The sequence below is a fragment of the Actinomycetospora endophytica genome (assembly GCF_021026375.1).
In the GTDB taxonomy this organism is placed as follows: Bacteria; Actinomycetota; Actinomycetes; order Mycobacteriales; family Pseudonocardiaceae; genus Actinomycetospora; species Actinomycetospora endophytica.
Genome location: NZ_JAJNDB010000007.1, coordinates 179,406 through 199,253, shown reverse-complemented (window position 1 = coordinate 199,253; position 19,848 = coordinate 179,406). Strand labels below are relative to the sequence as shown.

The 19,848-nt window shown below is 72.6% G+C and carries 15 protein-coding genes, 2 tRNA genes and 1 pseudogene; 12 read left to right on the top strand and 6 right to left on the bottom strand.

Going from position 1 to position 19,848, the window contains the following annotated elements; translation table 11 throughout:
* Positions 1-43: 43 nt before the first annotated feature.
* The 6 genes from LQ327_RS27240 to LQ327_RS27215 all read left to right on the top strand — a co-directional run bounded on the left by LQ327_RS27240 (position 44) and on the right by LQ327_RS27215 (position 8,856).
* Positions 44-2,356, top strand: a complete 2,313-nt coding sequence (locus LQ327_RS27240) for an RNA degradosome polyphosphate kinase (RefSeq protein ID WP_372460760.1) — start codon at positions 44-46, stop codon at positions 2,354-2,356.
* Positions 2,353-3,339: an NUDIX hydrolase gene (locus LQ327_RS27235; protein WP_230738958.1), complete on the top strand. Its 987-nt coding sequence runs from the start codon at positions 2,353-2,355 to the stop codon at positions 3,337-3,339. Before LQ327_RS27240 ends, LQ327_RS27235 begins: the two co-directional genes overlap by 4 nt.
* A 164-nt stretch (positions 3,340-3,503) precedes the next feature.
* Positions 3,504-5,432: a radical copper oxidase GlxA gene (gene glxA / locus LQ327_RS27230; protein ID WP_230738957.1), complete on the top strand. Its 1,929-nt coding sequence runs from the start codon at positions 3,504-3,506 to the stop codon at positions 5,430-5,432.
* A gap of 6 nt (positions 5,433-5,438) precedes the next feature.
* Positions 5,439-6,395, top strand: a complete 957-nt coding sequence (gene speB, locus LQ327_RS27225; RefSeq protein ID WP_230738956.1) for an agmatinase — start codon at positions 5,439-5,441, stop codon at positions 6,393-6,395.
* Positions 6,396-6,466: 71 nt separating this feature from the next.
* Positions 6,467-7,192 (top strand): nitrilase-related carbon-nitrogen hydrolase, encoded by a 726-nt coding sequence (locus tag LQ327_RS27220; protein WP_230738955.1) that lies wholly within the window; start codon positions 6,467-6,469, stop codon positions 7,190-7,192.
* Positions 7,193-7,209: 17 nt separating this feature from the next.
* Positions 7,210-8,856, top strand: a complete 1,647-nt coding sequence (locus LQ327_RS27215; RefSeq protein ID WP_230739262.1) for a flavin monoamine oxidase family protein — start codon at positions 7,210-7,212, stop codon at positions 8,854-8,856.
* Here the strand turns inward: LQ327_RS27215 and LQ327_RS27210 are convergent.
* Positions 8,853-9,692: a LysR family transcriptional regulator gene (locus LQ327_RS27210; RefSeq protein WP_230738954.1), complete on the bottom strand. Its 840-nt coding sequence runs from the start codon at positions 9,690-9,692 to the stop codon at positions 8,853-8,855. The two genes, LQ327_RS27215 and LQ327_RS27210, sit on opposite strands and share 4 nt — an antisense overlap.
* Positions 9,693-9,773: 81 nt before the next feature.
* On the opposite strand from LQ327_RS27210, the gene LQ327_RS27205 reads away from it, so the two are divergent.
* Complete coding sequence (locus tag LQ327_RS27205; RefSeq protein WP_230738953.1) at positions 9,774-10,490, top strand: SDR family NAD(P)-dependent oxidoreductase; 717 nt, start codon at positions 9,774-9,776, stop codon at positions 10,488-10,490.
* A 4-nt stretch (positions 10,491-10,494) separates the two neighbouring features.
* On the opposite strand, the gene leuD is transcribed toward LQ327_RS27205, so the two are convergent.
* Both leuD and leuC read right to left on the bottom strand, forming a co-directional pair.
* Positions 10,495-11,082 (bottom strand): 3-isopropylmalate dehydratase small subunit, encoded by a 588-nt coding sequence (gene leuD / locus LQ327_RS27200; RefSeq protein ID WP_230738952.1) that lies wholly within the window; start codon positions 11,080-11,082, stop codon positions 10,495-10,497.
* Between the two features lie 14 nt (positions 11,083-11,096).
* Positions 11,097-12,521 (bottom strand): 3-isopropylmalate dehydratase large subunit, encoded by a 1,425-nt coding sequence (gene leuC, locus LQ327_RS27195; protein ID WP_230738951.1) that lies wholly within the window; start codon positions 12,519-12,521, stop codon positions 11,097-11,099.
* Positions 12,522-12,568: 47 nt separating this feature from the next.
* Between leuC and LQ327_RS27190 the strand changes: the two genes are divergently transcribed.
* A complete protein-coding gene (locus LQ327_RS27190; RefSeq protein WP_230738950.1) occupies positions 12,569-13,279 on the top strand; it encodes an IclR family transcriptional regulator in 711 nt (236 codons plus the stop codon).
* 32 nt (positions 13,280-13,311) lie between these two features.
* Positions 13,312-13,947, top strand: coding sequence for an MSMEG_1061 family FMN-dependent PPOX-type flavoprotein (locus LQ327_RS27185; protein WP_230738949.1), 636 nt, complete (start codon positions 13,312-13,314; stop codon positions 13,945-13,947).
* A gap of 10 nt (positions 13,948-13,957) precedes the next feature.
* Here LQ327_RS27185 and LQ327_RS27180 read toward each other — a convergent pair whose 3' ends face one another.
* The gene (locus tag LQ327_RS27180) at positions 13,958-15,028 is read right to left on the bottom strand and encodes a T6SS phospholipase effector Tle1-like catalytic domain-containing protein (protein WP_230738948.1); all 1,071 of its coding nucleotides are present in this window, start codon (positions 15,026-15,028) and stop codon (positions 13,958-13,960) included.
* Between the two features lie 122 nt (positions 15,029-15,150).
* Between LQ327_RS27180 and LQ327_RS27175 the strand changes: the two genes are divergently transcribed.
* Positions 15,151-15,756: a dimethylsulfonioproprionate lyase family protein gene (locus LQ327_RS27175; RefSeq protein WP_230738947.1), complete on the top strand. Its 606-nt coding sequence runs from the start codon at positions 15,151-15,153 to the stop codon at positions 15,754-15,756.
* 182 nt (positions 15,757-15,938) lie between these two features.
* Here the strand turns inward: LQ327_RS27175 and LQ327_RS27170 are convergent.
* Together LQ327_RS27170 and LQ327_RS27165 are read right to left on the bottom strand one after the other, a co-directional pair.
* Positions 15,939-16,011, bottom strand: a tRNA-Glu gene (locus LQ327_RS27170).
* A gap of 53 nt (positions 16,012-16,064) precedes the next feature.
* Positions 16,065-16,136 (bottom strand) — tRNA-Gln (locus tag LQ327_RS27165).
* 207 nt (positions 16,137-16,343) lie between these two features.
* Here LQ327_RS27165 and ileS point away from each other — a divergent pair.
* Together ileS and LQ327_RS35400 are read left to right on the top strand one after the other, a co-directional pair.
* Entirely contained in the window at positions 16,344-19,526 is a 3,183-nt protein-coding gene (gene ileS, locus LQ327_RS27160) for an isoleucine--tRNA ligase (RefSeq protein WP_230738946.1), read from the top strand.
* Positions 19,523-19,750 (top strand): annotated as a pseudogene (locus LQ327_RS35400) (virginiamycin B lyase family protein); the annotation flags it as partial. The gene ileS and the pseudogene LQ327_RS35400, both read left to right, overlap by 4 nt.
* Positions 19,751-19,848: the final 98 nt, after the last annotated feature.

Genomic DNA, 19,848 nt, shown 5'->3' with positions numbered 1-19,848 from the left:
CCGGGCCCCGTCGGCCTCGCCCGCACGCCGGTCGCTGGGGACAATGCTCCGTGTGAGCGACTCCTCGGACCTCGGCGGTGTGGACACCGCCCTGCCGGACGCCGTCGACGCCACGGCGGGAGCGGACGACGGCACGGTCACCGAACCGGGCCCCCCGCCGCCCGTGCCCTCGGCACGCAACGGCGCGACGGACGCCCGCGGGCGCCTCCCGCTCGCGCCGGCCGCCGTGACGCCGGCGATCGAGGAGACCGAGGATCTCCCCGAGGACCGCTACGACAACCGCGAGCTGTCCTGGTTGGAGTTCAACGCCCGGGTCCTGGCGCTCGCCGAGGACCAGAGCCAGCACCTGCTCGAGCGCGTCAAGTTCCTCGCGATCTTCGCGTCGAACCTGGACGAGTTCTACATGGTCCGCGTGGCCGGTCTGAAGCGCCGCGAGGAGACCGGGCTCTCGGTGCGCAGCGCCGACGGTCTGACCCCGCGCGAGCAGCTGGCGCGCATCGCGGCCCGCAACCAGGAGCTGGCCGAGAAGCACGCCAAGATCTGGCTCGGCGACGTCGGCCCGGCGCTCGAGGACGCCGGGATCCGGGTGATCGGCTGGGACCGCGTCACCGAGGAGGCCCGCGAGCGGCTCTCCGAGTGGTTCGACGCCCAGGTCTTCCCGGTCCTCACGCCGCTGGCGGTCGACCCGGCGCACCCGTTCCCCTACATCTCGAACCAGTCGCTGAACCTGGCCGTCGAGGTCCGCGACCCGCAGACCGGCACCGAGCACTTCGCCCGGGTGAAGGTGCCGAACAACGTGCCGCGGCTGGTCCGGGTCGGCCCGGAGCCCGGGGACGCCGACGAGGACGACTCGGGGAACCTGGACCGGCGCTGCTGGTTCCTGCCGATCGAGGACCTCATCGCCGAGCACCTCGACCGGCTCTTCGAGGGCATGCAGGTCGCCGAGCACCACGTCTTCCGCGTGACCCGCAACGCCGACCTCGACGTCGAGGAGGACCGCGACGAGGACCTGCTGCAGGCCCTCGAGCGGGAGCTCGCCCGGCGGCGCTTCGGGCCCCCGGTGCGCCTCGAGATCACCGAGTCGATGAGCGAGCACATGCTCGAGCTGCTGCTGCGCGAGCTCGACGTCGATCCGCACGACGTCGTCCAGGTGCCGGGCCTGCTCGACCTGTCGGCGCTGATGGAGCTCATGGCGCTCAACCGCCCCGAGCTCAAGGACCCGGTGTTCGTGCCGGCCACCCACCCGGCGTTCAGCGAGGGCGAGACCCCGAAGAGCGTCTTCGCCACGCTGCGCGAGGGCGACGTGATGGTGCACCACCCCTACGACTCGTTCTCCACGAGCGTGCACCGCTTCCTCGAGCAGGCCGCGATGGACCCGAAGGTCCTCGCGATCAAGCAGACGCTGTACCGCACCTCGGGCGACTCGCCGATCATCGAGGCGCTGGTCGACGCCGCGGAGGCGGGCAAGCAGGTTGTCGCCGTCGTCGAGATCAAGGCCCGGTTCGACGAGCGCGCCAACATCAACTGGGCCCGGGCGCTGGAGCGTGCGGGCGTCCACGTCGTCTACGGCCTCGTCGGCCTGAAGACCCACGCCAAGGCGGCGCTGGTGGTGCGCCAGGAGGGCGGCACCATCCGCCGGTACTGCCACCTGGGCACCGGCAACTACAACCCGAAGACCGCCCGGCTCTACGAGGACATCGGGGTGTTCACCGCCGACGAGACGATCGGCGCGGACCTCACGGACCTGTTCAACGTGCTGACCGGCTACGCCCGCCGTCGCAAGTACCGCCGCCTGCTGGTCGCCCCCTACGGCGTGCGGCGCGGGGTGATCGAGCGCATCGACACCGAGCGCAAGCGGGCCCAGCGCGGCAAGAAGTGCGGCATCCGGATCAAGGTCAACGGGCTGGTCGACGAGCAGGTCATCGACGCGCTCTACCGCGCCTCGCAGGCCGGGGTGCCGGTCGACCTCGTGGTCCGCGGCATCTGTGCGCTGCGGGCCGGTGTGCCGGGGCTCTCGGAGAACATCCGGGTGCGCTCGATCCTCGGGCGCTTCCTCGAGCACTCGCGGGTCTTCCACTTCGTCGGGGCCGGCGAGCACTGGATCGGCAGCGCGGACATGATGCACCGCAACCTCGACCGCCGGGTCGAGGCACTGGTGCCGGTCACCGACCCGCGACTGGTCGCCCAGCTCGACGAGATCCTGGACTCCGCGACGGCGCCGTCGACGCGGTGCTGGATCCTCGATCCGGACGGGTCATGGACGCCGTGGCCGGTGGCGGCCGGGGAGGGCACGGACGGGATGCAGGTCAGCGACCACCAGATGCAGCTGCTGACGCGGCGCGAGGCGAAGGCGTGATCCCCCCTGACGGACTGATGCTCCCGGACGGCAACTCGGGCACCGTCACCCCGGACGAGGACGTCCCCCGCAGCGTCCACGCCGCGGGCGCGGTGCTGTGGCGCGAGGGGCGGCACGGCCGCGAGGTGGCGGTCGTGCACCGGCCGCACCACCAGGACTGGAGCCTCCCCAAGGGCAAGGTCGACCCGGGCGAGTCGCGGGCCAGGACCGCGGTGCGGGAGATCGCGGAGGAGACCGGCTTCGCGGCGGCCCTCGGCCGGCACCTCGCGACCGTGCGCTACCCGGTCGGGGCGGACCGCAAGGTCGTCGACTACTGGGAGGCCCGCGCCGGCGACGGCTCCTTCACCCCGAACGGCGAGACCGACGAGCTGCGCTGGCTCGCCCCGTCCGAGGCCGCGGGCCTGCTGACCTACGGCTCCGACCGCGACGTCCTCGACACCTTCACCGCCGCGCCCCACCCGCTCGCGTCGCTGCTGCTCGTGCGGCACGCGAAGGCCGGGAAGCGGGGGTCCTGGGCCGACGACGACGAGCGTCCCCTCGTCGAGGAGGGCCGCGACCAGGCCCGCCGGGTCGCCGACCTGGTGACCGCACACGGGGTGCGTCGTCTCTACGCGGCGCCCCGGGTCCGCTGCCGCGAGACCCTGGAGCCCGCCTCGCACCGCCTCGGCGTCGGGATCTCCGACGCCGCCGCGCTCGCCGACGAGGCCGTCGCCGAGGACCCGGTGGGCGCCCGCGGGTTCCTGCTCGACCTCGTCGCCGGCGAGACCACCGCGATCTGCGCCCAGGGCTACGGCATCCCGACGCTGGTGCGGGATCTCGCCTCCGACGGGTCGGACGGCCCGCGGCCCGAGATCGCGAGCAACCGGCGCCTCACCGAACCGCCCTCGCGCAAGGGCAGCGTGTGGACGCTGACGTTCCACACCGTCACCGGCGAGGTGCCCCGACTGGTCGCCGCGGACTACGTCCGGGACCCTGCCGTCTGAGCGCGATGCTCCGTCTGCACCACGTCTGCACGAGCGCGGGGGTCGGAGTCAAGTCACAACACCGACTCGGTTAGCGTGCAGCACGGCCGTCGCCGGGTCGGTCGCCGCCTGCCCGCTCCGGGCCGACGCCGGGGACCCGGTTCCCAGGACCGTGGAGAGTGGGCTTGCGCGCGAAGACCCGTCGGTACCGGCAGATCGCGCTCGTCGTCGTGGCCGCCGCCGTGCTCCTGGGGGTCAACGTCCCCCCGGCCGTCGCGTACGTCCAGGAGTGGCGCCACGAGCGCCTCATCAACAGCCCGGAGTACAAGGCCCAGTACGGCCACTGGGACACCGTCGAGGTGCCGCCGGACAGCCGCGTCAACTCCATCCACGCCGCCCTGCTCAACGACGGCAAGGTCCTCCTCATCGCCGGGTCCGGCAACAAGGAGGACATGTTCGCCACCAAGGCGCTCAAGAGCATGATCTACGACCCGGCCACCGGGGCCTCGAAGATGATCCCGGTGCCCGACGACATGTTCTGCGGGGGCCAGACGGTCCTGCCCGACGGGCGGCTCCTGTTCGCGGGCGGCACGCAGCGCTACGAGAAGCTCGACGGCGCCGTGACCAACGCGGCCGGCGCGATGCGGATCAAGAACGAGAACCCGAACGCCCCGCGCTTCCTGCCGGCGGGCACCGAGTTCACCGCGCCCAGTGGGCAGAAGTACCGCTCCGACTTCGACACGACGGTGCCGCCGGCGCTCAAGATCGGGACGGGCGCGCGCACCAAGGTCACCTCGTCGGAGGAGAAGGTCTTCGTCGAGGCCGAGCAGCCCGGCCCGCAGGCGGTCAACGGCAACCGTGACAAGTACGCGATCTCCGGGCTGGACCCGGCCGACGCCAAGAACCTCTACGGCCTCGGCGAGCCGATGACCCTGGACAAGCAGGACTACCAGGGCACCAACAAGGCGTACACGTTCGACCCGAAGACCGAGCAGTGGTCCGAGGTCCCGAACATGAACCAGTCCCGCTGGTACCCGACGCTGACGCCGCTCTCGGACGGCAACGTGCTCACGGTCGCGGGCCTGGACAACGTCGGGCAGGTGATCAACGGGCAGACCGAGGAGTACGACCCGAGGACGAACACCTGGATCGACCGCAAGGACCTCAACCAGTACTTCCCGACCTACCCGGCCCTCTTCGAGACCGAGACCCCGCACCAGATGGTCTACACCGGCGCGACCGCCGGGTACGGGCCGTCGGACAAGGGCCGCATCCCGGGGTTCTGGAACATCGACAACAACCAGTTCACCCCGATCCCCGGCCTGCGTGACCCCGAGCTCCTCGAGACGGCGGGCTCCGCGTTCATCGGCCCGGTGCAGGACCAGCGGATGGCGGTGGTCGGCGGCGGCGGGGTCGGCGAGAGCCCGATCTCGACGGCACGGATCGACTACCTGAACCTCAAGGATCCGGCGCCGCACTTCACCCCGGGCCCGAACCTGGCGCAGCCCACCCGGTACCCGAACCTGGTGAACATGCCCGACGACTCCACGTTCATCACGAACGGGTCGCTCGACTACCGCGGCAAGGGCGCCACGAACAACCACCTCGCGTACTCGCTGGACCCGACGACGAACCAGCTCACCCCGATGGCCGACCCCAACATCGGGCGGGACTACCACACCGAGGCGCTGCTGCTGCCCGACGGACGCGTGCTCGTGGCCGGGTCGGACCCGCTGTTCGACGACGAGAAGAACACGATCCCGGGCACGTTCGAGCAGCGCATCGAGATCTTCACGCCGCCGTACCTGGAGAAGGGGACGCCGCGTCCGACGATCACCTCGGCGCCCCCGACGATGCCGCGCGGCCAGAACTTCGACATCCCCACCCCGGACGGGAACCGGATCGCGAAGGCCCGCCTGGTGCGGACCGCCACGGCCACCCACGTCACGACCACCGACATGCGCGACGTCGCCCTGCCGATGCAGAAGACGCCGGACGGCGTGTCGGTGACGGTGCCGCCGGAGCCGACGATCACCCCGCCCGGGCCGTACATGCTCTTCCTCGTCGACGACAAGGGCGTGCCCAGCATGGCCAAGATCGTCGACGTGCCGTAGGCCGCGGTGACCATCGGGCCCGTCGACGGGCAGCAGGTGCCGCGCTTCGCCGGTCCGCCGACGTTCGCGCGCCTGCCCCGCCTCGACGAGGTCTCCCGGGCCGACGTCGCGATCGTCGGGCTGCCCTTCGACGCCGGCGTCAGCTACCGGCCCGGCGCCCGGTTCGGCCCCGCGCACATCCGGCAGTCCTCCCGGCTGCTGCGGCCGTACCACCCGGCCGTCGGGGTGTCGCCGTTCGCATCGCTGCAGGTCGCCGACGCCGGGGACCTCGCGCTCAACCCGTTCGACATCACCGGGGCGCTCGACGCGTGCCGGGCCGGGATCCTCGGTCTGGCGCAGGACGGGGCGACCGTCGTCGGCCTGGGCGGCGACCACACCCTCGCGCTCCCGGCCCTGCGCGCCCTCCACGCGCTGCACGGCCCCCTCGCCGTGCTGCACTTCGACGCCCACCTCGACACCTGGGACACCTACTTCGGCGCCCCGTACACGCACGGCACCCCGTTCCGCCGGGCGAGCGAGGAGGGGCTCATCGACCAGGAGCGGTCGATGCACGTCGGCATCCGGGGCCCGCTGTACTCCGCGGCGGATCTCGACGACGACGCGCGGCTCGGCTTCGCGGTGGTGCGCGCGGACGACTACGAGACCGACGGGGTCGCGCGGACGGTCGAGCGGATGCGCCGACGGCTCGCGGGCGGCCCGGTGTACCTCTCGGTGGACATCGACGTCCTGGATCCGGCCGCCGCGCCGGGCACCGGCACCCCCGAGGCGGGCGGGCTGACCTCGCGGGAACTGCTGCACTCCCTGCGGGGTCTCGGCCCGACGGGAGACGAACCTGGCCTGGACATCGTGGGGATCGACGTCGTCGAGGTCGCCCCCGCCTACGACCACGCCGAGATCACCGGCATCGCCGCCGCGCACGTGATCTACGACCTGCTGGCCGTGCTGGCGGCGAACCGGTCCTGACTGACGTCAGCGATGGGGCGTCGCTGACACTGGACGTCGGTAGCTCCACATCCTCGATCGGGAGGCGACCGGTGCGGATCGCGGTCTGGCAGGCGCGGGGTCCCGACGCCGAGGCGGTGCGGCTCGAGGCGGCCACCGCCCGGGCCGCGGCGGCCGGCGCGGACGTCGTCGTCACCCCGGAGCTGTTCGCGACGGGCTACGGCGCGCCGTTCGCCGGCCCGGACCCGGCGCTGCTCCCCCGCCTCCAGGAGATCGCGGCCGCGCACCGCATCACCGTCGTCGCCTCCGAGCCGCACGACGGGCACATCACCGCCGTGGCGATCGACGCCGACGGGACCCTGGCCGGCCGCTATCGCAAGACCCACCTCTGGGGTGACGACGAGCGCGCGGCCTTCACCCCGGGCGACGGGACGCCGTTGATCGTCGGGATCGGCGGCCTGCGCTGCGCGGTGATCATCTGCTACGACGTGGAGTTCCCCGAGGTGGTCCGCGGCCTCGCGCTGGCGGGTGCGCGGGTGGTGCTGGCCCCGACGGCGCTCGACGACGAGGCGGTCGCCCGGGTCCTCGTCCCCGCCCGCGCCATGGAGAACCGGCTGGCGCTCGCCTACGCCAACCAGATCGGCCCCGGCTTCTGCGGCGCGTCGGTGATCGCCGGGCCGGACGGCCGCGAGCTCACCCGGGCCGGGGCCGACACCGAGGAACTGCTGATCGCCGACGTCACCACCGACGATCTCGAGCGCGCCCGCGCCCGCGGCGACTACCTGGCCGACCGACGCCCGGAGACCTACCAGTGGTGACCGATCCCGGCCCGAGCATGCTGGTCCCCGACTTCCCCTTCGCCTACGACACCTACCTCGCCCACCCCGGGGGCCTGGGCGCCGTCCCGGACGCCGCCCGGGGGACCGAGGTCGCGATCGTCGGCGCCGGGATGGCCGGGCTGGTCGCCGCCTACGAGCTGATGCGCCTCGGCCTGCGCCCCGTCGTCTACGAGGCGGGCGAGATCGGCGGCCGGCTGCGCTCGCAGGCCTTCCCGGGCGCGCCGGGCGCGGTCGCGGACCTCGGCGGCATGCGCTTCCCCGCCTCCGGCCGGGCCTTCGGGCACTACCTGCGCGTCCTCGACGTCCGGACCTCGCCGTTCCCCAACCCGCTGGCCCCGCACACGCCGTCGACCGTCATCGAGCTCGCGGGCCGCGCGCACTACGCGGAGCGCGCCGAGGACCTGCCGCCGGTCTTCGGCGAGGTCTCCCGCGCCTGGGCGGAGGCACTCGCCGACGGGGCCGAGCTCCCGGCGCTGCGGGCGGCCATCGGCGCCCGCTCCCCCGGCGCGATCAAGCAGATCTGGAACCGGCTGGTGCCCCGTCTCGACGACGAGAGCTTCTCCGGCTTCCTCGCCCGGTCGTCGGCGTTCGGCCGCTTCGAGCATCGGGAGCTCTTCGGGCAGGTCGGCTTCGGGACCGGCGGCTGGGACACCGACTTCCCGAACTCGATGCTCGAGATCCTCCGGGTCGTCGCGACCGACGCCGACGACCAGCACGTCCGCATCCAGGGCGGCGCCCAGACGGTGCCGCTCGCGCTGTGGCGCCGGGCCCCGTCGCAGCTGACCCACTGGACGCCCGGCGCGTCGCTGGAGTCACTGCACGGCGGGTCGCCCCGACCCGCCGTCCGGGCCCTGCGACGGCTCGACGACGGACGGATCGGCGTCCTCGACCGGTGGGGCACCGAGCGGCCGTACGCGGCGGTGATCTCGACGGTGCAGTCCTGGCTGCTGTCCGCCGGGATCGACACCGACGAGTCGCTGTTCAGCCACGAGGTCTGGATGGCGCTCGAGCGCTCCCACTACATGCAGAGCTCGAAGACGTTCGTGCTGGTCGACCGCCCGTTCTGGCGCGACCGCGACCCGGCGACCGGGCAGCACGTCCTGTCCACCACGCTCACCGACCGCATGACGCGCGGGACGTACCTGCTCGACGGCGGCGGTGGTCTCGACGATCCCGACGCCGCCACCCGGCCCGCGGTGCTCTGCCTGAGCTACACCTGGAACGACGACGCCCTGAAGTGGCTGGCGCTGCCGACCGACGAGCGGGTGCGGTTGATGCTGCACTCGCTGCGCCAGATCTACCCCGACCTCGACGTCGCGTCCCACATCCTCGGCGAGCCGATCACGATCTCCTGGGAGCGGGAGCCGCACTTCATGGGCGCGTTCCGCGGCAACCTGCCCGGGCACTACCGCTACCAGCGGCGCATGTTCACCCATTTCATGCAGGAGCACTTCGACCCCGAGCACCAGGGGATCTTCCTCGCGGGCGACGACATCTCGTTCATCCCGGGCTGGGCCGAGGGTGCCGTGGACACCGCACTGAACGCCGTCTGGGGCGTGGTGCGCCAGCTGGGCGGCCACTCGTCGACCGGCAACCCCGGGCCCGGCGACCGGTTCGCCGACCTGGCGCCCGTCGAGCTCTAGGCCCGGGCCGCGACGCGGACGAGGTCGGCGACCGCGCGGGAACGGCTCTGCGGCGGCCACGCGAGCAGGGTGGTCACCGGGGGCGCGTCGACGAGCGCGACGGCCGTGACGTCGTCGTGCAGGTCCACCCGGGCGGAGTCGGGCAGGACCGCGGCGGTCCGGCCGAGCGCGACGAGCTGGCGCAGCTGCGCGGTGTCGCGGACCTGCGGGCCGGGCCCGTCCGGGTAGGTGCCGTCGGCGGCGGGCCACCGGGGCAGCGGGAGGTCGGGGAGCGCCTCGATGTCGGCCATCCGCAGCTCGGTCCGGGTGCTCAACGGGTGGCCGGCCGGCAGGAACAGCGACTGCCCCTCCGTGTGCAGGTCCTCGGTGTCGAAGCCCGCGGTGGAGTCGAACGGGCGGTGCAGCAGCCCGACGTCGGCCCGCCCGTCGCGCAGCAGCCGCTCCTGCTCCCCCGGCCCGCACAGTTCGACGTCGACGGCGACCGCGTCCGGCTCCGCCGCATAGGCCGCGAGCAGCTTCGTGAGCAGTTCCTGGGACGCGCCGGCCTTCGCGACGAGCACGACGCCCGGCCCCGTGTGCGCGGTCCGCCGGGTGCGGCGTTCGGCAGCGTCGACCGCGTCGAGGGCCGTCCGTCCCTCGGTCAGCAGCACCGACCCCGCCTCGGTCAGCGCGACCGCCCGGGTGGTCCGTTCGAGCAGGGGCGACCCCAGCCGCCGCTCGAGCGCACGGATCGCGCGGGACAGCGGGGGCTGCGCGATCCCGAGACGCTCCGCGGCCCGACCGAAGTGCAGTTCCTCGGCGACGGCGACGAAGTACCGCAGCTCACGGGTCTCCATGCCTCATTCATACCCCCGCGGTATCGATCGACACCGAGTCGGTCTTGGACGCCACGCCGATCCGCGCCGACGATCGATCCCATGAGCAACCAGACCACCGCCCTGGTCACCGGGGCGAACAAGGGCATCGGCTACGAGATCGCCGCGGGGCTGGGTGCCCTCGGCTGGAGCGTCGGCGTCGGCGCCCGGGACGACGCCCGTCGCGACGCCGCCGTCGAGAAGCTGCAGGCCGAGGGCGTCGACGCGTTCGGCGTCCCGCTCGACGTCACCGACGACGCGAGCGTGGCCGCGGCCGCCGCGCTGCTCGAGGAGCGGGGCGGCCTCGACGTGCTGGTCAACAACGCCGGGATCACCGGCGGGATGCCGCAGGACCCGATATCGGCCGACCTCGACGTCATCCGGAGCGCGCTGGAGGTGAACGTCTTCGGCGTCATCCGCACGACGAACGCGTTCCTGCCGCTGCTGCGCCGCTCCGCCTCGCCGCGGATCGTCAACATGTCGTCGAGCGTCGGCTCCCTCGGCCGCCAGCAGGCCGGCGAGGCCGGCCCGATCAGCATCGCCTACTCGCCGTCGAAGACCTACCTGAACGCGGTGACCTACCAGTACGTGCGGGAGCTCGCCGACACGAACATCCTGATCAACCTGGGCTGCCCGGGCTACGTCGCGACCGACCTCAACGGCTTCAACGGATTCCGCACGCCGGAGCAGGGCGCGGCGATCGCGGTGAAGCTCGCGACCCTGCCCGACGACGGCCCGACCGGCGGCTACTTCGACGACGCCGGCGCAATCCCCTGGTAGGTCGTCACACGGTGGTCGGCTTGTGGGAGGGCCGCGTCGTCTCGTAGGCGTCGATGTCGTCGGCGTGGCGCAGCGTGAGCCCGATGTCGTCGAGCCCCTCCATGAGCCGCCAGCGGGTGTAGTCGTCGACCTCGAAGCGCACGACGAGGTCCTCGGCGGTGATCGTCTTCGCGCCGAGGTCGACGGTGAGCTCCATGCCGGGCCGCGACTCGATCTTCTTCCACAGCAGCTCGACGTCGGAGTGCTCGACGGTGGCCGCGAGCAGGCCGGCCTTCGACGAGTTGCCCTTGAAGATCTCGCCGAACCGCGACGAGATGACGACGCGGAAGCCGTAGTCCATCAGCGCCCACACCGCGTGCTCGCGCGACGAGCCGGTGCCGAAGTCCGAGCCGGCGACGAGCACGGAGCCCCGGTCGAAGGGCTCGACGTTGAGGATGAACGACGGGTCGGCGCGCCAGGACGCGAACAGGCCGTCCTCGAACCCGGTGCGCGACACCCGCTTGAGGTAGACGGCCGGGATGATCTGGTCGGTGTCGACGTTCGAGACCCGCAGCGGGGTGCCGATGCCGGTGTGCGTCGAGAACTTCTCCATGACGTGTCGTCCCCTCAGGCGATCGTCAGCACGGACGGCGTCAGGTCCTCGGGCGAGGACAGCGTGCCCCGGACGGCGGTGGCGGCCGCGACGAGCGGCGACACCAGGTGCGTGCGCCCGCCCTTGCCCTGCCGGCCCTCGAAGTTGCGGTTGGAGGTCGAGGCGCAGCGCTGGCCCGGCTCGAGCTGGTCGGGGTTCATGCCGAGGCACATCGAGCACCCGGCGGAGCGCCACTCCGCGCCGGCCTCGGTGAACACCGCGTCGAGGCCCTCCTGCTCGGCCTGCGCCTTGACCTTCATCGAGCCCGGGACGACGAGCATCCGCACCGAGTCGGCGACGTGGTTGCCGCGCATGACGTCGGCCGCGGCGCGCAGGTCCTCGATGCGGGCGTTGGTGCACGAGCCGAGGAAGACGGTGTCGACGGCGATGTCGCGCAGCTTGGTGCCGGGCGTCAGGTCCATGTAGGCGAGCGCCTTGCGGGCCGAGGCCGCCTTGTCCTCGTCCGCGATCTGCTCGGGGTCGGGCACCTCGTCGCCGAGCGGGACCCCCTGGCCGGGGTTGGTGCCCCAGGTGACGAAGGGAGTCAACGTCGAGGCGTCGATGTGCACGACGGTGTCGAACTCGGCGTCGTCGTCGGTGCGCAGCTGACGCCAGGCGTCGAGCGCGGTCTCCCACTCGGCGCCCTGCGGGGCGTGCGGGCGGTCGTGGAGGTAGTCGAACGTCGTCTCGTCCGGGGCGATCATCCCGGCGCGGCCGCCCGCCTCGATGGACATGTTGCACATCGTCATGCGGGCCTCCATCGACATCGCCCGCACCGCCTCGCCGCGGTACTCGAGCACGTAGCCCGCGCCGCCGCCGGTGCCGATCTGGGCGATGACCGCAAGGATGACGTCCTTGCTGGTCACGCCCGGGCGCAGCGCCCCGTCGATCTCGATGGCCATGGTCTTGAACGGGCGCAGCGGCAGCGTCTGGGTCGCGAGCACATGCTCGACCTCGGACGTGCCGATCCCGAACGCCAGCGCGCCGAACGCGCCGTGGGTGGAGGTGTGCGAGTCGCCGCAGACCACCGTGGTGCCCGGCTGGGTCAGCCCGAGCTCCGGGCCGATCATGTGGACGATCCCCTGGTTGAGATCGCCCATCGGGTAGAGCCGGACGCCGAACTCCTCGACGTTGCGCCGCAGCGTCGACACCTGCGTCGCGGACGTCTCGTCGGCGATCGGCTTGTCGATGTCGATCGTCGGGACGTTGTGGTCCTCGGTGGCGACCGTGAGGTCGGGACGGCGGACCGGGCGACCGGCCATCCGCAGCCCGTCGAAGGCCTGCGGGCTCGTCACCTCGTGCACGAGATGCAGGTCGATGTAGAGGAGATCCGGCTCCTGACCCTCACCGTGGCGAACCACGTGCTGGTCCCAGACCTTCTCCGCGAGTGTGCGTCCCACCGTGTCACCTCTTGATATCCCACATCGTGGGACTAGTGTGTCGTCCCGTGGGACAGACTAGCGGAATCGGTGTGCTCGACAAGGCGGTGGGGGTGCTGCGCGCGGCGGCGGTCGCCCCCTGCGGCCTGGGCGAGCTGTGCGAGCGCACCGGGCTCCCGCGCGCCACGGCGCACCGCCTCGCCGTCGGGCTCGAGGCGCACCGCCTGCTGGAGCGCGACGCCGACGGGCGCTGGCGCACCGGCCCCGCGCTCGCGGAGCTCGCCCACGGCCATCACGACCCGCTGCTCACCGCCGCCGAGGAGGTCCTCCCGACGCTGCGCGACCTCACCGGCGAGAGCGTCCAGCTCTACCGCCGCGAGGGCGACTCCAGGGTCTGCGTGGCGGCCTCCGAGCCGGCGTCGGGGCTGCGGGACACCGTGCCGGTCGGGGTGCGGCTGCCGCTGACGGCGGGGTCGGGGGCGAAGGTGCTGGCGGCGTGGTCGGAGATCGACGTGCCGCTGGTGGACGGTCGCTCGCCCGCCGAGGTGTTCGGGGCCGAGCTGCTGGCCGAGATCCGGCGCCGCGGCTGGGCGCAGAGCGTCGCCGAGCGGGAGGCCGGGGTGGCGAGCGTGTCCGCGCCGGTGCGGGGTCCCGACGGCGGGGTGGTGGCGGCGGTCTCGGTGTCGGGCCCGGTCGACCGCATCGGGCGCAAGCCGGGCTCCCGCTGGGCGAACGACCTGCTGGCCGCGGCGCGGGACCTGGAGAAGGCGCTCGTCTGAACCCCCTTGCCTGTCGCCCTACCGTCGACGGCATGGGCGAGGCCACGCAGATCACCAGCGTCGAACAGCTCCGCGACGTCGTCGGCGAACCGGTGCGCCGCGCCGTCGTCAAGCAGCGCGACCGTCTCGACGACGTCGACCGGGCGTTCATCGCCCGCAGCCCCTTCCAGATGATCGCGACGTCGGGCGCCGACGGTTCCGTGGACGTCTCGCCCAAGGGCGATCCCGCGGGCTCGGTGTACGTGCCGGACGACCACACCGTCGTGCTCCCCGACCGCCCCGGGAACCGCCGCGTGGACGGCTTCCTCAACGTCCTCGAGAACCCGCACGTCGGGCTGATCTTCCTCGTGCCCCGGCGCACCGACACCCTGCGCATCAACGGCGCCGCCCGCATCCTGCTGGACCCGCCCTACGCCGAGGACCTGCGACACAAGGGCCACGTCCCGCGGATCGTCCTCGAGGTCGCCGTCGAGGAGGTCTTCACCCACTGCGCGAAGGCGTTCCTGCGCTCCGGGCTGTGGGAGCCCGAGAAGTGGCCGGAGGACGACCTGCCCTCGATCGCGCAGATGGCCACGCGCACCACCGACGACATGAGCCTCGCCCAGATGGAGGCCTACTACTCGGAGGAGAACACCCGCTCGATCCTGTACCGGGCGACCCCGCCGTGATCTCCGCTCCTCACCCGTCGATGCTCTCGACGTGGTGGTCCGGCCGCTCGAGGTAGGTGGCCACGTTCTCCGGGTGGTAGGCCAGGTCGGGCTTGGCGGCCCGGGTCACGACGGTGTCCGCGACCGCCTCCGCCGCGGGGTCCGTCGTACCGATCTCGCGCACGTACGGGCCGAGCAGCCGGTACGCCCACGTCATCGTGTCGTTGATCGGGCCGAGCGGGTCGGGATCGACCTCCGCGATGCGCGGCGACGCACCGCCGGCGCGGTCGGTTGACAGCGGCGAGTCCGGCAGGAGCGCGAGCCCCGCCCCCACCGCGTGCTGGGCCATCCAGCGCAGGGTGACGTCCGAGAGCCCGTGCTCGGTGTTCCCGCCGCCGACGTCCCCGTGGCAGCCCGCGAACCAGGTCTGGTGGCGCGGGACTTCCCCGGCCGGCGGGTTCCAGAGCGTCGGCCGGAACGGTCGCCGCTGCTCGTCGACGGCGATCGCGTGGCACGCGGCGTCGACGGTGGAGCTCAGCTGCGTGTCGTGGAACTGCCACGGGCGGTTGAGCTGGTCGACCAGCTCGATCCCGGACAGCGGGATGCCCAGCGAACCGACGGTGTCCCAGACCCCGATGAAGCGGATGCGGGTCTCGAACGAGTAGCGCGCCCGGAACTCGGCGGCCTCGTCGGAGTCGGGCGCCGAGTCGTCGTCGCGGCGGCGGTAGAGGGAGTAGGCCTCGTCGAGCCGGTCGACGTGCTCGGGACGGAGGACCCCGCAGTTGCGGATGAACCCGACGAGGCTCCGCGCGGTGTAGGCGCCGCGGCTGAAGCCGAAAGCGAAGATCTCGTCGCCGGGGTTGAACGCCGTCACGACGGCCCGGTACACGTCCCGGACGACCGCCGAGAGCCCGAAGCCGAAGGCCCCGCCGAGCAGTCGTTCGCCCGGCAGCGTCCCGACGCCGTCGTGATAGTGGACGACCTGCTCGGTCCCGTCCGGGGCCCGCAGTGCGATCTCCTTGGTGAGCCGCTCGACGTTGGTCGGGAACGGTTGCCCGGCGGTGCTCCAGGTGCCGTCACAGCACGCGACGATGCGCTTCACGATTCCCCCCGCGGTTCGGTCGGGGAATCATCGCCGCTGTATCCCCGGCCGCCATCTGCCGTCCGAGCGAATGCGGGTCCACCCGGCGGGTCGGGACGACCGACAGATGCCAGGATTGCGCGGTGACCGCGCCCGGCCCGGCCGTCGACGCCCTGTCCGCCCGGTTCGTGGCGGCCCTCGGTCGTCGCGGGGCGATGGCGGAGGTGATGGCGCTCGCGAGTCTCGGCGGGCCACCGCGGCTGACCCCGACCCCGCCGGACCTGCCCGTCCTGAGCCACCTCGACGACGCCGTCGCCCGGGTCGGCGACGAGATCGACGGCCAGCTCCGGGAGGCCGTCGCACTGGTGGCCGGACGCGCGGCGTGGACCCGGACCGCCGGCTACGCCGCCGACGAGGCCCTCTTCGCGGGCTACGCGCACGCGATGCTGCGCGGCCCGGACCCCGACCGGCCGGACCCGGACGACGACGTCGCCCTCGGCCTCGTCCTGCTCGGACCGGACGTCCACTACCGCGCCCACCACCACCCGGCCGAGGAGTACTACCTCCCGCTCGGCGGCATCCGGTGGGACCACGGGGACGGCTGGGTCGACGAGCCCGCCGGCGAGCTCGTTCATCACGAGCCCTGGCAGCCGCACGCGATGCGGACCGGCGACCGTCCGGTGCTGCTCGCCTACCTGTGGTTCGGCGAGGTCGGCACGCCGTCCGCGTTCGTGGCGGACGACGGCTGACCGTCCCCGGACGCCCGGAAACCCGGGCCCCGTCCGTGCGCTTCCGACGAGGGTGCGTCTCCGCGGAGCGCGGGGTACGTGACCTCAGTGCGGGTCGGGACGGCCCCGTCGTCGATCGCGGCCCGGAAACGACGAAAGCGCCGCGGTCCGGTGTGGACCACGGCGCTCGACGTCTCGTGATGTAGCCCCGAGGGGATTCGAACCCCCGCTACCGCCTTGAGAGGGCGGCGTCCTAGGCCGCTAGACGACGGGGCCCTAGGAGGAACAGCGGCGGGAACCTTACCGGACCACCGGAACGCTGCTCGCAGCTGGGGTACCAGGACTCGAACCTAGAACAACTGAACCAGAATCAGCCGTGTTGCCAATTACACCATACCCCATGGCCGTCACCGTCCGTAAGCACACTGGCTCAAGCCTGATGACGCGAACCATCGTAGAACACCGTCGCACCCCGGTCCGACAGGGCCCCGCAGCATCCCGTTCCACCGCAGGTCACGGCAGGTGACCGCACCCGCTCCGGCCCGGGGTCGCGCTCGGTAGGCTGGAGCGGTTGGCCCGACCCGTCCGATGCGAGGGAAGCAACACCCGTGAGCCCCAGTTTCGCCCCCCTGCCCGCGAGCGTCGACCTGCCGGCCGTCGAGCAGGAGATTCTCGAGCGCTGGGACAAGCGCGACGTGTTCCGCCGGTCGTTGGAGCAGACCGCGCAGGGTGAGCCCTGGATCTTCTACGAGGGCCCGCCGACGGCCAACGGGACACCGGGCACGCACCACGTCGAGGCCCGCGCCTTCAAGGACCTCTTCCCCCGCTTCAAGACGATGCGCGGCTACCACGTCCCGCGTCGCGCCGGGTGGGACTGCCACGGCCTGCCGGTCGAGCTCGCCGTCGAGAAGGATCTCGGCTTCACGAGCAAGGGCGACATCGAGCGCTACGGCATCGCCGAGTTCAACGCGGCCTGCAAGGAGTCCGCGCTCCGCAACGTGAGCGCGTTCGCCGCGATGACCGAGCGCATGGGCTACTGGGTGGACCTCGACGAGGCCTACCTGACGATGGCCCCGCGCTACGTCGAGAGCGTGTGGTGGTCGCTCAAGACGATCTTCGACAAGGGCCTGCTCGTCGAGGACCACCGCGTCACGCCGTACTGCCCGCGGGACGAGACGCCGCTGTCCGACCACGAGGTCGCCCTCGGTTACGAGGACACCGTCGACCCCTCGGTCTACGTGCGGTTCCCGCTGACCGACGGGCCGTGGGCAGGGGCCGACCTGCTGGTGTGGACGACGACGCCGTGGACGCTGCCGTCGAACACCGCCGTCGCGGTCGCATCCGACGTCGAGTACGTGCGGGTGAGCCGCGACGACGGCCCCGACCTGGTCCTCGCCGACGCGCTCGTCGGCCACGTCCTCGGCGACGGCGCCGAGATCACCGATCGGAAGACCGGCGCCGAGCTGATCGGCAGCCACTACCGCCGGCCGTTCGAGCTGCTCGAGGCCCACCGGTTCGCCTCCCCGGACGGCGAGAACCGGGCGTGGCGGATCGTGCACGGCGACCACGTCACGACGGAGTCCGGCACCGGCCTGGTCCACATGGCCCCGGCGTTCGGCGCCGAGGACCACCAGGTCGCGCGCGCCGAGGGCCTGGAGATGGTCAACCCGGTCGGGCCGAACGGACACTTCCACGACGACGTGCCGCTGGTCGGCGGGATGTTCTTCAAGGGCGCCGACCCGACGCTGGTCGCCGACCTGCGCGAGCGCGGCGTGCTCTTCCGGTCGGAGGACTACGAGCACTCGTACCCGCACTGCTGGCGCTGCCACACGCCGCTGATCTACTACGCGCTGCCCAGCTGGTTCATCCGCACGACGGCGGTCCGCGACCGCCTCGTCGAGGAGAACGAGCGCACCAACTGGTACCCGCCGCACATCAAGCACGGGCGCTACGGGGCGTGGCTGGAGAACAACGTCGACTGGGCGCTCTCCCGCAAGCGCTACTGGGGCACCCCGCTGCCGGTCTGGCGCAACGACGCGGACCCGGCCGAGCTCGTCGTCGTCGGCTCCCTCGCGGAGCTGGGCTCGTGGGCCGGTGAGGATCTCTCGAACCTCGACCCGCACCGGCCCTTCGTCGACGACGTGACGTTCCCGGCGCCGTCGGGAACCGGGACGATGCGACGCGTGCCCGACGTCATCGACGTCTGGTACGACTCCGGCGCCATGCCGTTCGCGCAGTGGGGCGCGCCGCACCACCACGAGGCGGACTTCGAGCAGGCCTACCCGGCGCAGTACATCTGCGAGGCGATCGACCAGACGCGCGGGTGGTTCTACTCGCTGATGGCGGTCGGGACGCTGGTGTTCGACCGGTCGTCCTACGAGAACGTCGTCTGCCTGGGTCTGCTCCTCGACGAGCAGGGCCGCAAGATGTCGAAGCACCTCGGGAACATCCTCGACCCGTTCGAGCTGTTCTCGACCCACGGTGCCGACGCGGTGCGCTGGCTGATGCTGGCGCAGGGCAACCCCTGGGTCGACCGGCGCGTGGGCCACGAGACGCTGCGCGAGATCGTCCGGAAGGTCCTGCTGACCTACTGGAACACCGCGTCGTTCCTGGTCACCTACGCGAACGCGTCGGGCTGGTCGCCGTCCGACGATGCTCCGGCGCCGGACGACCGGCCGGCCATGGACCGCTGGGCCCTCGGCGAGCTGCGGGCCTGCGTCACCGAGGTCACCGCGGCGCTCGACGACTTCGACTCCTCGCGCGCCGGCCGCGCGATCGTCGCGTTCGTCGACGACCTCTCGAACTGGTACGTGCGCCGCTCGCGTCGCCGGTTCTGGGACGGCGACCCCGCCGCGCTCGCGACGTTGCACCAGTGCGTCGAGACGGTCAGCCGGCTGATGGCGCCGTTCACGCCGTTCGCCACCGACTACCTGTGGACGCTGCTGCAGGGCGAGGGCGGCGCCGGTCTGCCGGAGGGCACGCCGGACTCGGTGCACCTCGCGCCGTGGCCGGAGGTGACCACGGCCCCGGCCGGCGAGGCCGTGCTGCGGTCCGAGATGGACCTGGTCCGCCGCGTGGTCGAGCTGGGCCGATCGACGCGCGCCGCATCGGGCGTGCGCACCCGCCAGCCGCTGTCGCGGGCCGTCGTGTCGGCGCCCGGGTTCGCGGAGCTGGCGGCCGCGGCGTCGTCCGCTCCCGGACAGGAGCGCGAGCTGCTCGCCGAGATCGCCGAGGAGCTCAACGTCGCCGCGGTGGAGACCGCCGGGTCGGACCTCGTCGAGATCGAGGTGAAGCCGAACTACCGCGCGCTGGGCAAGCGCTTCGGCAAGCAGACCCCGACGGTGGCCGACGCCGTGAAGGCCTCGACCGCGGCGCCCGTCGACGGGACCCTGACGGTGATCGTCGACGGCGCTCCCGTCGAGCTGTCCGGTGACGAGATCCTCGTGTCGGAGACCCCGCGCGAGGGCTGGGCGGTGCGCTCCGAGGGTGGCCTCTCGGTCGGGCTGGACACCGAACTGACGGCCGAGCTGCGCGAGGCGGGGCTGCTGCGCGACGTGCTGCGCTTCGTCCAGGACGCCCGCAAGCAGCTCGGGTTCGAGGTGTCCGACCGGATCGACCTGTGGTGGACGGCCACCCGCGAGGACACCGCCACCGCGATCCGCAACGGCGCCGCGACGCTCGGGACCGAGGTGCTGGCCGTCTCGGTGACCGAGGGCGAGGGACCGTCGGAGCTCCCGGCGCAGCGTTCGGAGGACCTCGGCCTCACCGTGTGGGCCCGCGTGACCCGATGAGCACGACCCGGCGGATCCCCGTCGGCACTAGCGACGACGGGCCGTACGCGGTGCTCTTCCCGCTCCCCCGGGCCGGGATGCCCGCCATGATCACGACGGGTCCGGACGGCGCCCTCTGGTGCACGCTCAACAGCGCGGGCGCTCTCGCGCGGGTGGACCTCTCCGGGACGGTCTCCGTGCACGAGCTCCCCGACCCGGGCCGCGGCCCGGTCGGGAGCACGGCTCGTCCCGACGGCCGCGCGACGTGCCCCGCCCTGACGACCATCCCCACGGCCTGGTGGTGCACGACGGCGAGGTCTGGGTCGCGCTGGACAGCGGGGAC

Excerpts from the sequence above, each read along its gene's own strand:
- LQ327_RS27205 (WP_230738953.1), top strand. The coding sequence starts at position 9,774 with ATGAGCAACCAGACCACCGCCCTGGTCACCGGGGCGAACAAGGGCATC.
- LQ327_RS27240 (WP_372460760.1), top strand. The coding sequence starts at position 44 with ATGCTCCGTGTGAGCGACTCCTCGGACCTCGGCGGTGTGGACACCGCC.
- LQ327_RS27210 (WP_230738954.1), bottom strand. The coding sequence starts at position 9,692 with ATGGAGACCCGTGAGCTGCGGTACTTCGTCGCCGTCGCCGAGGAACTG.
- leuD (WP_230738952.1), bottom strand. The coding sequence starts at position 11,082 with ATGGAGAAGTTCTCGACGCACACCGGCATCGGCACCCCGCTGCGGGTC.
- LQ327_RS27185 (WP_230738949.1), top strand. The coding sequence starts at position 13,312 with ATGGGCGAGGCCACGCAGATCACCAGCGTCGAACAGCTCCGCGACGTC.
- LQ327_RS27215 (WP_230739262.1), top strand. The coding sequence starts at position 7,210 with ATGCTGGTCCCCGACTTCCCCTTCGCCTACGACACCTACCTCGCCCAC.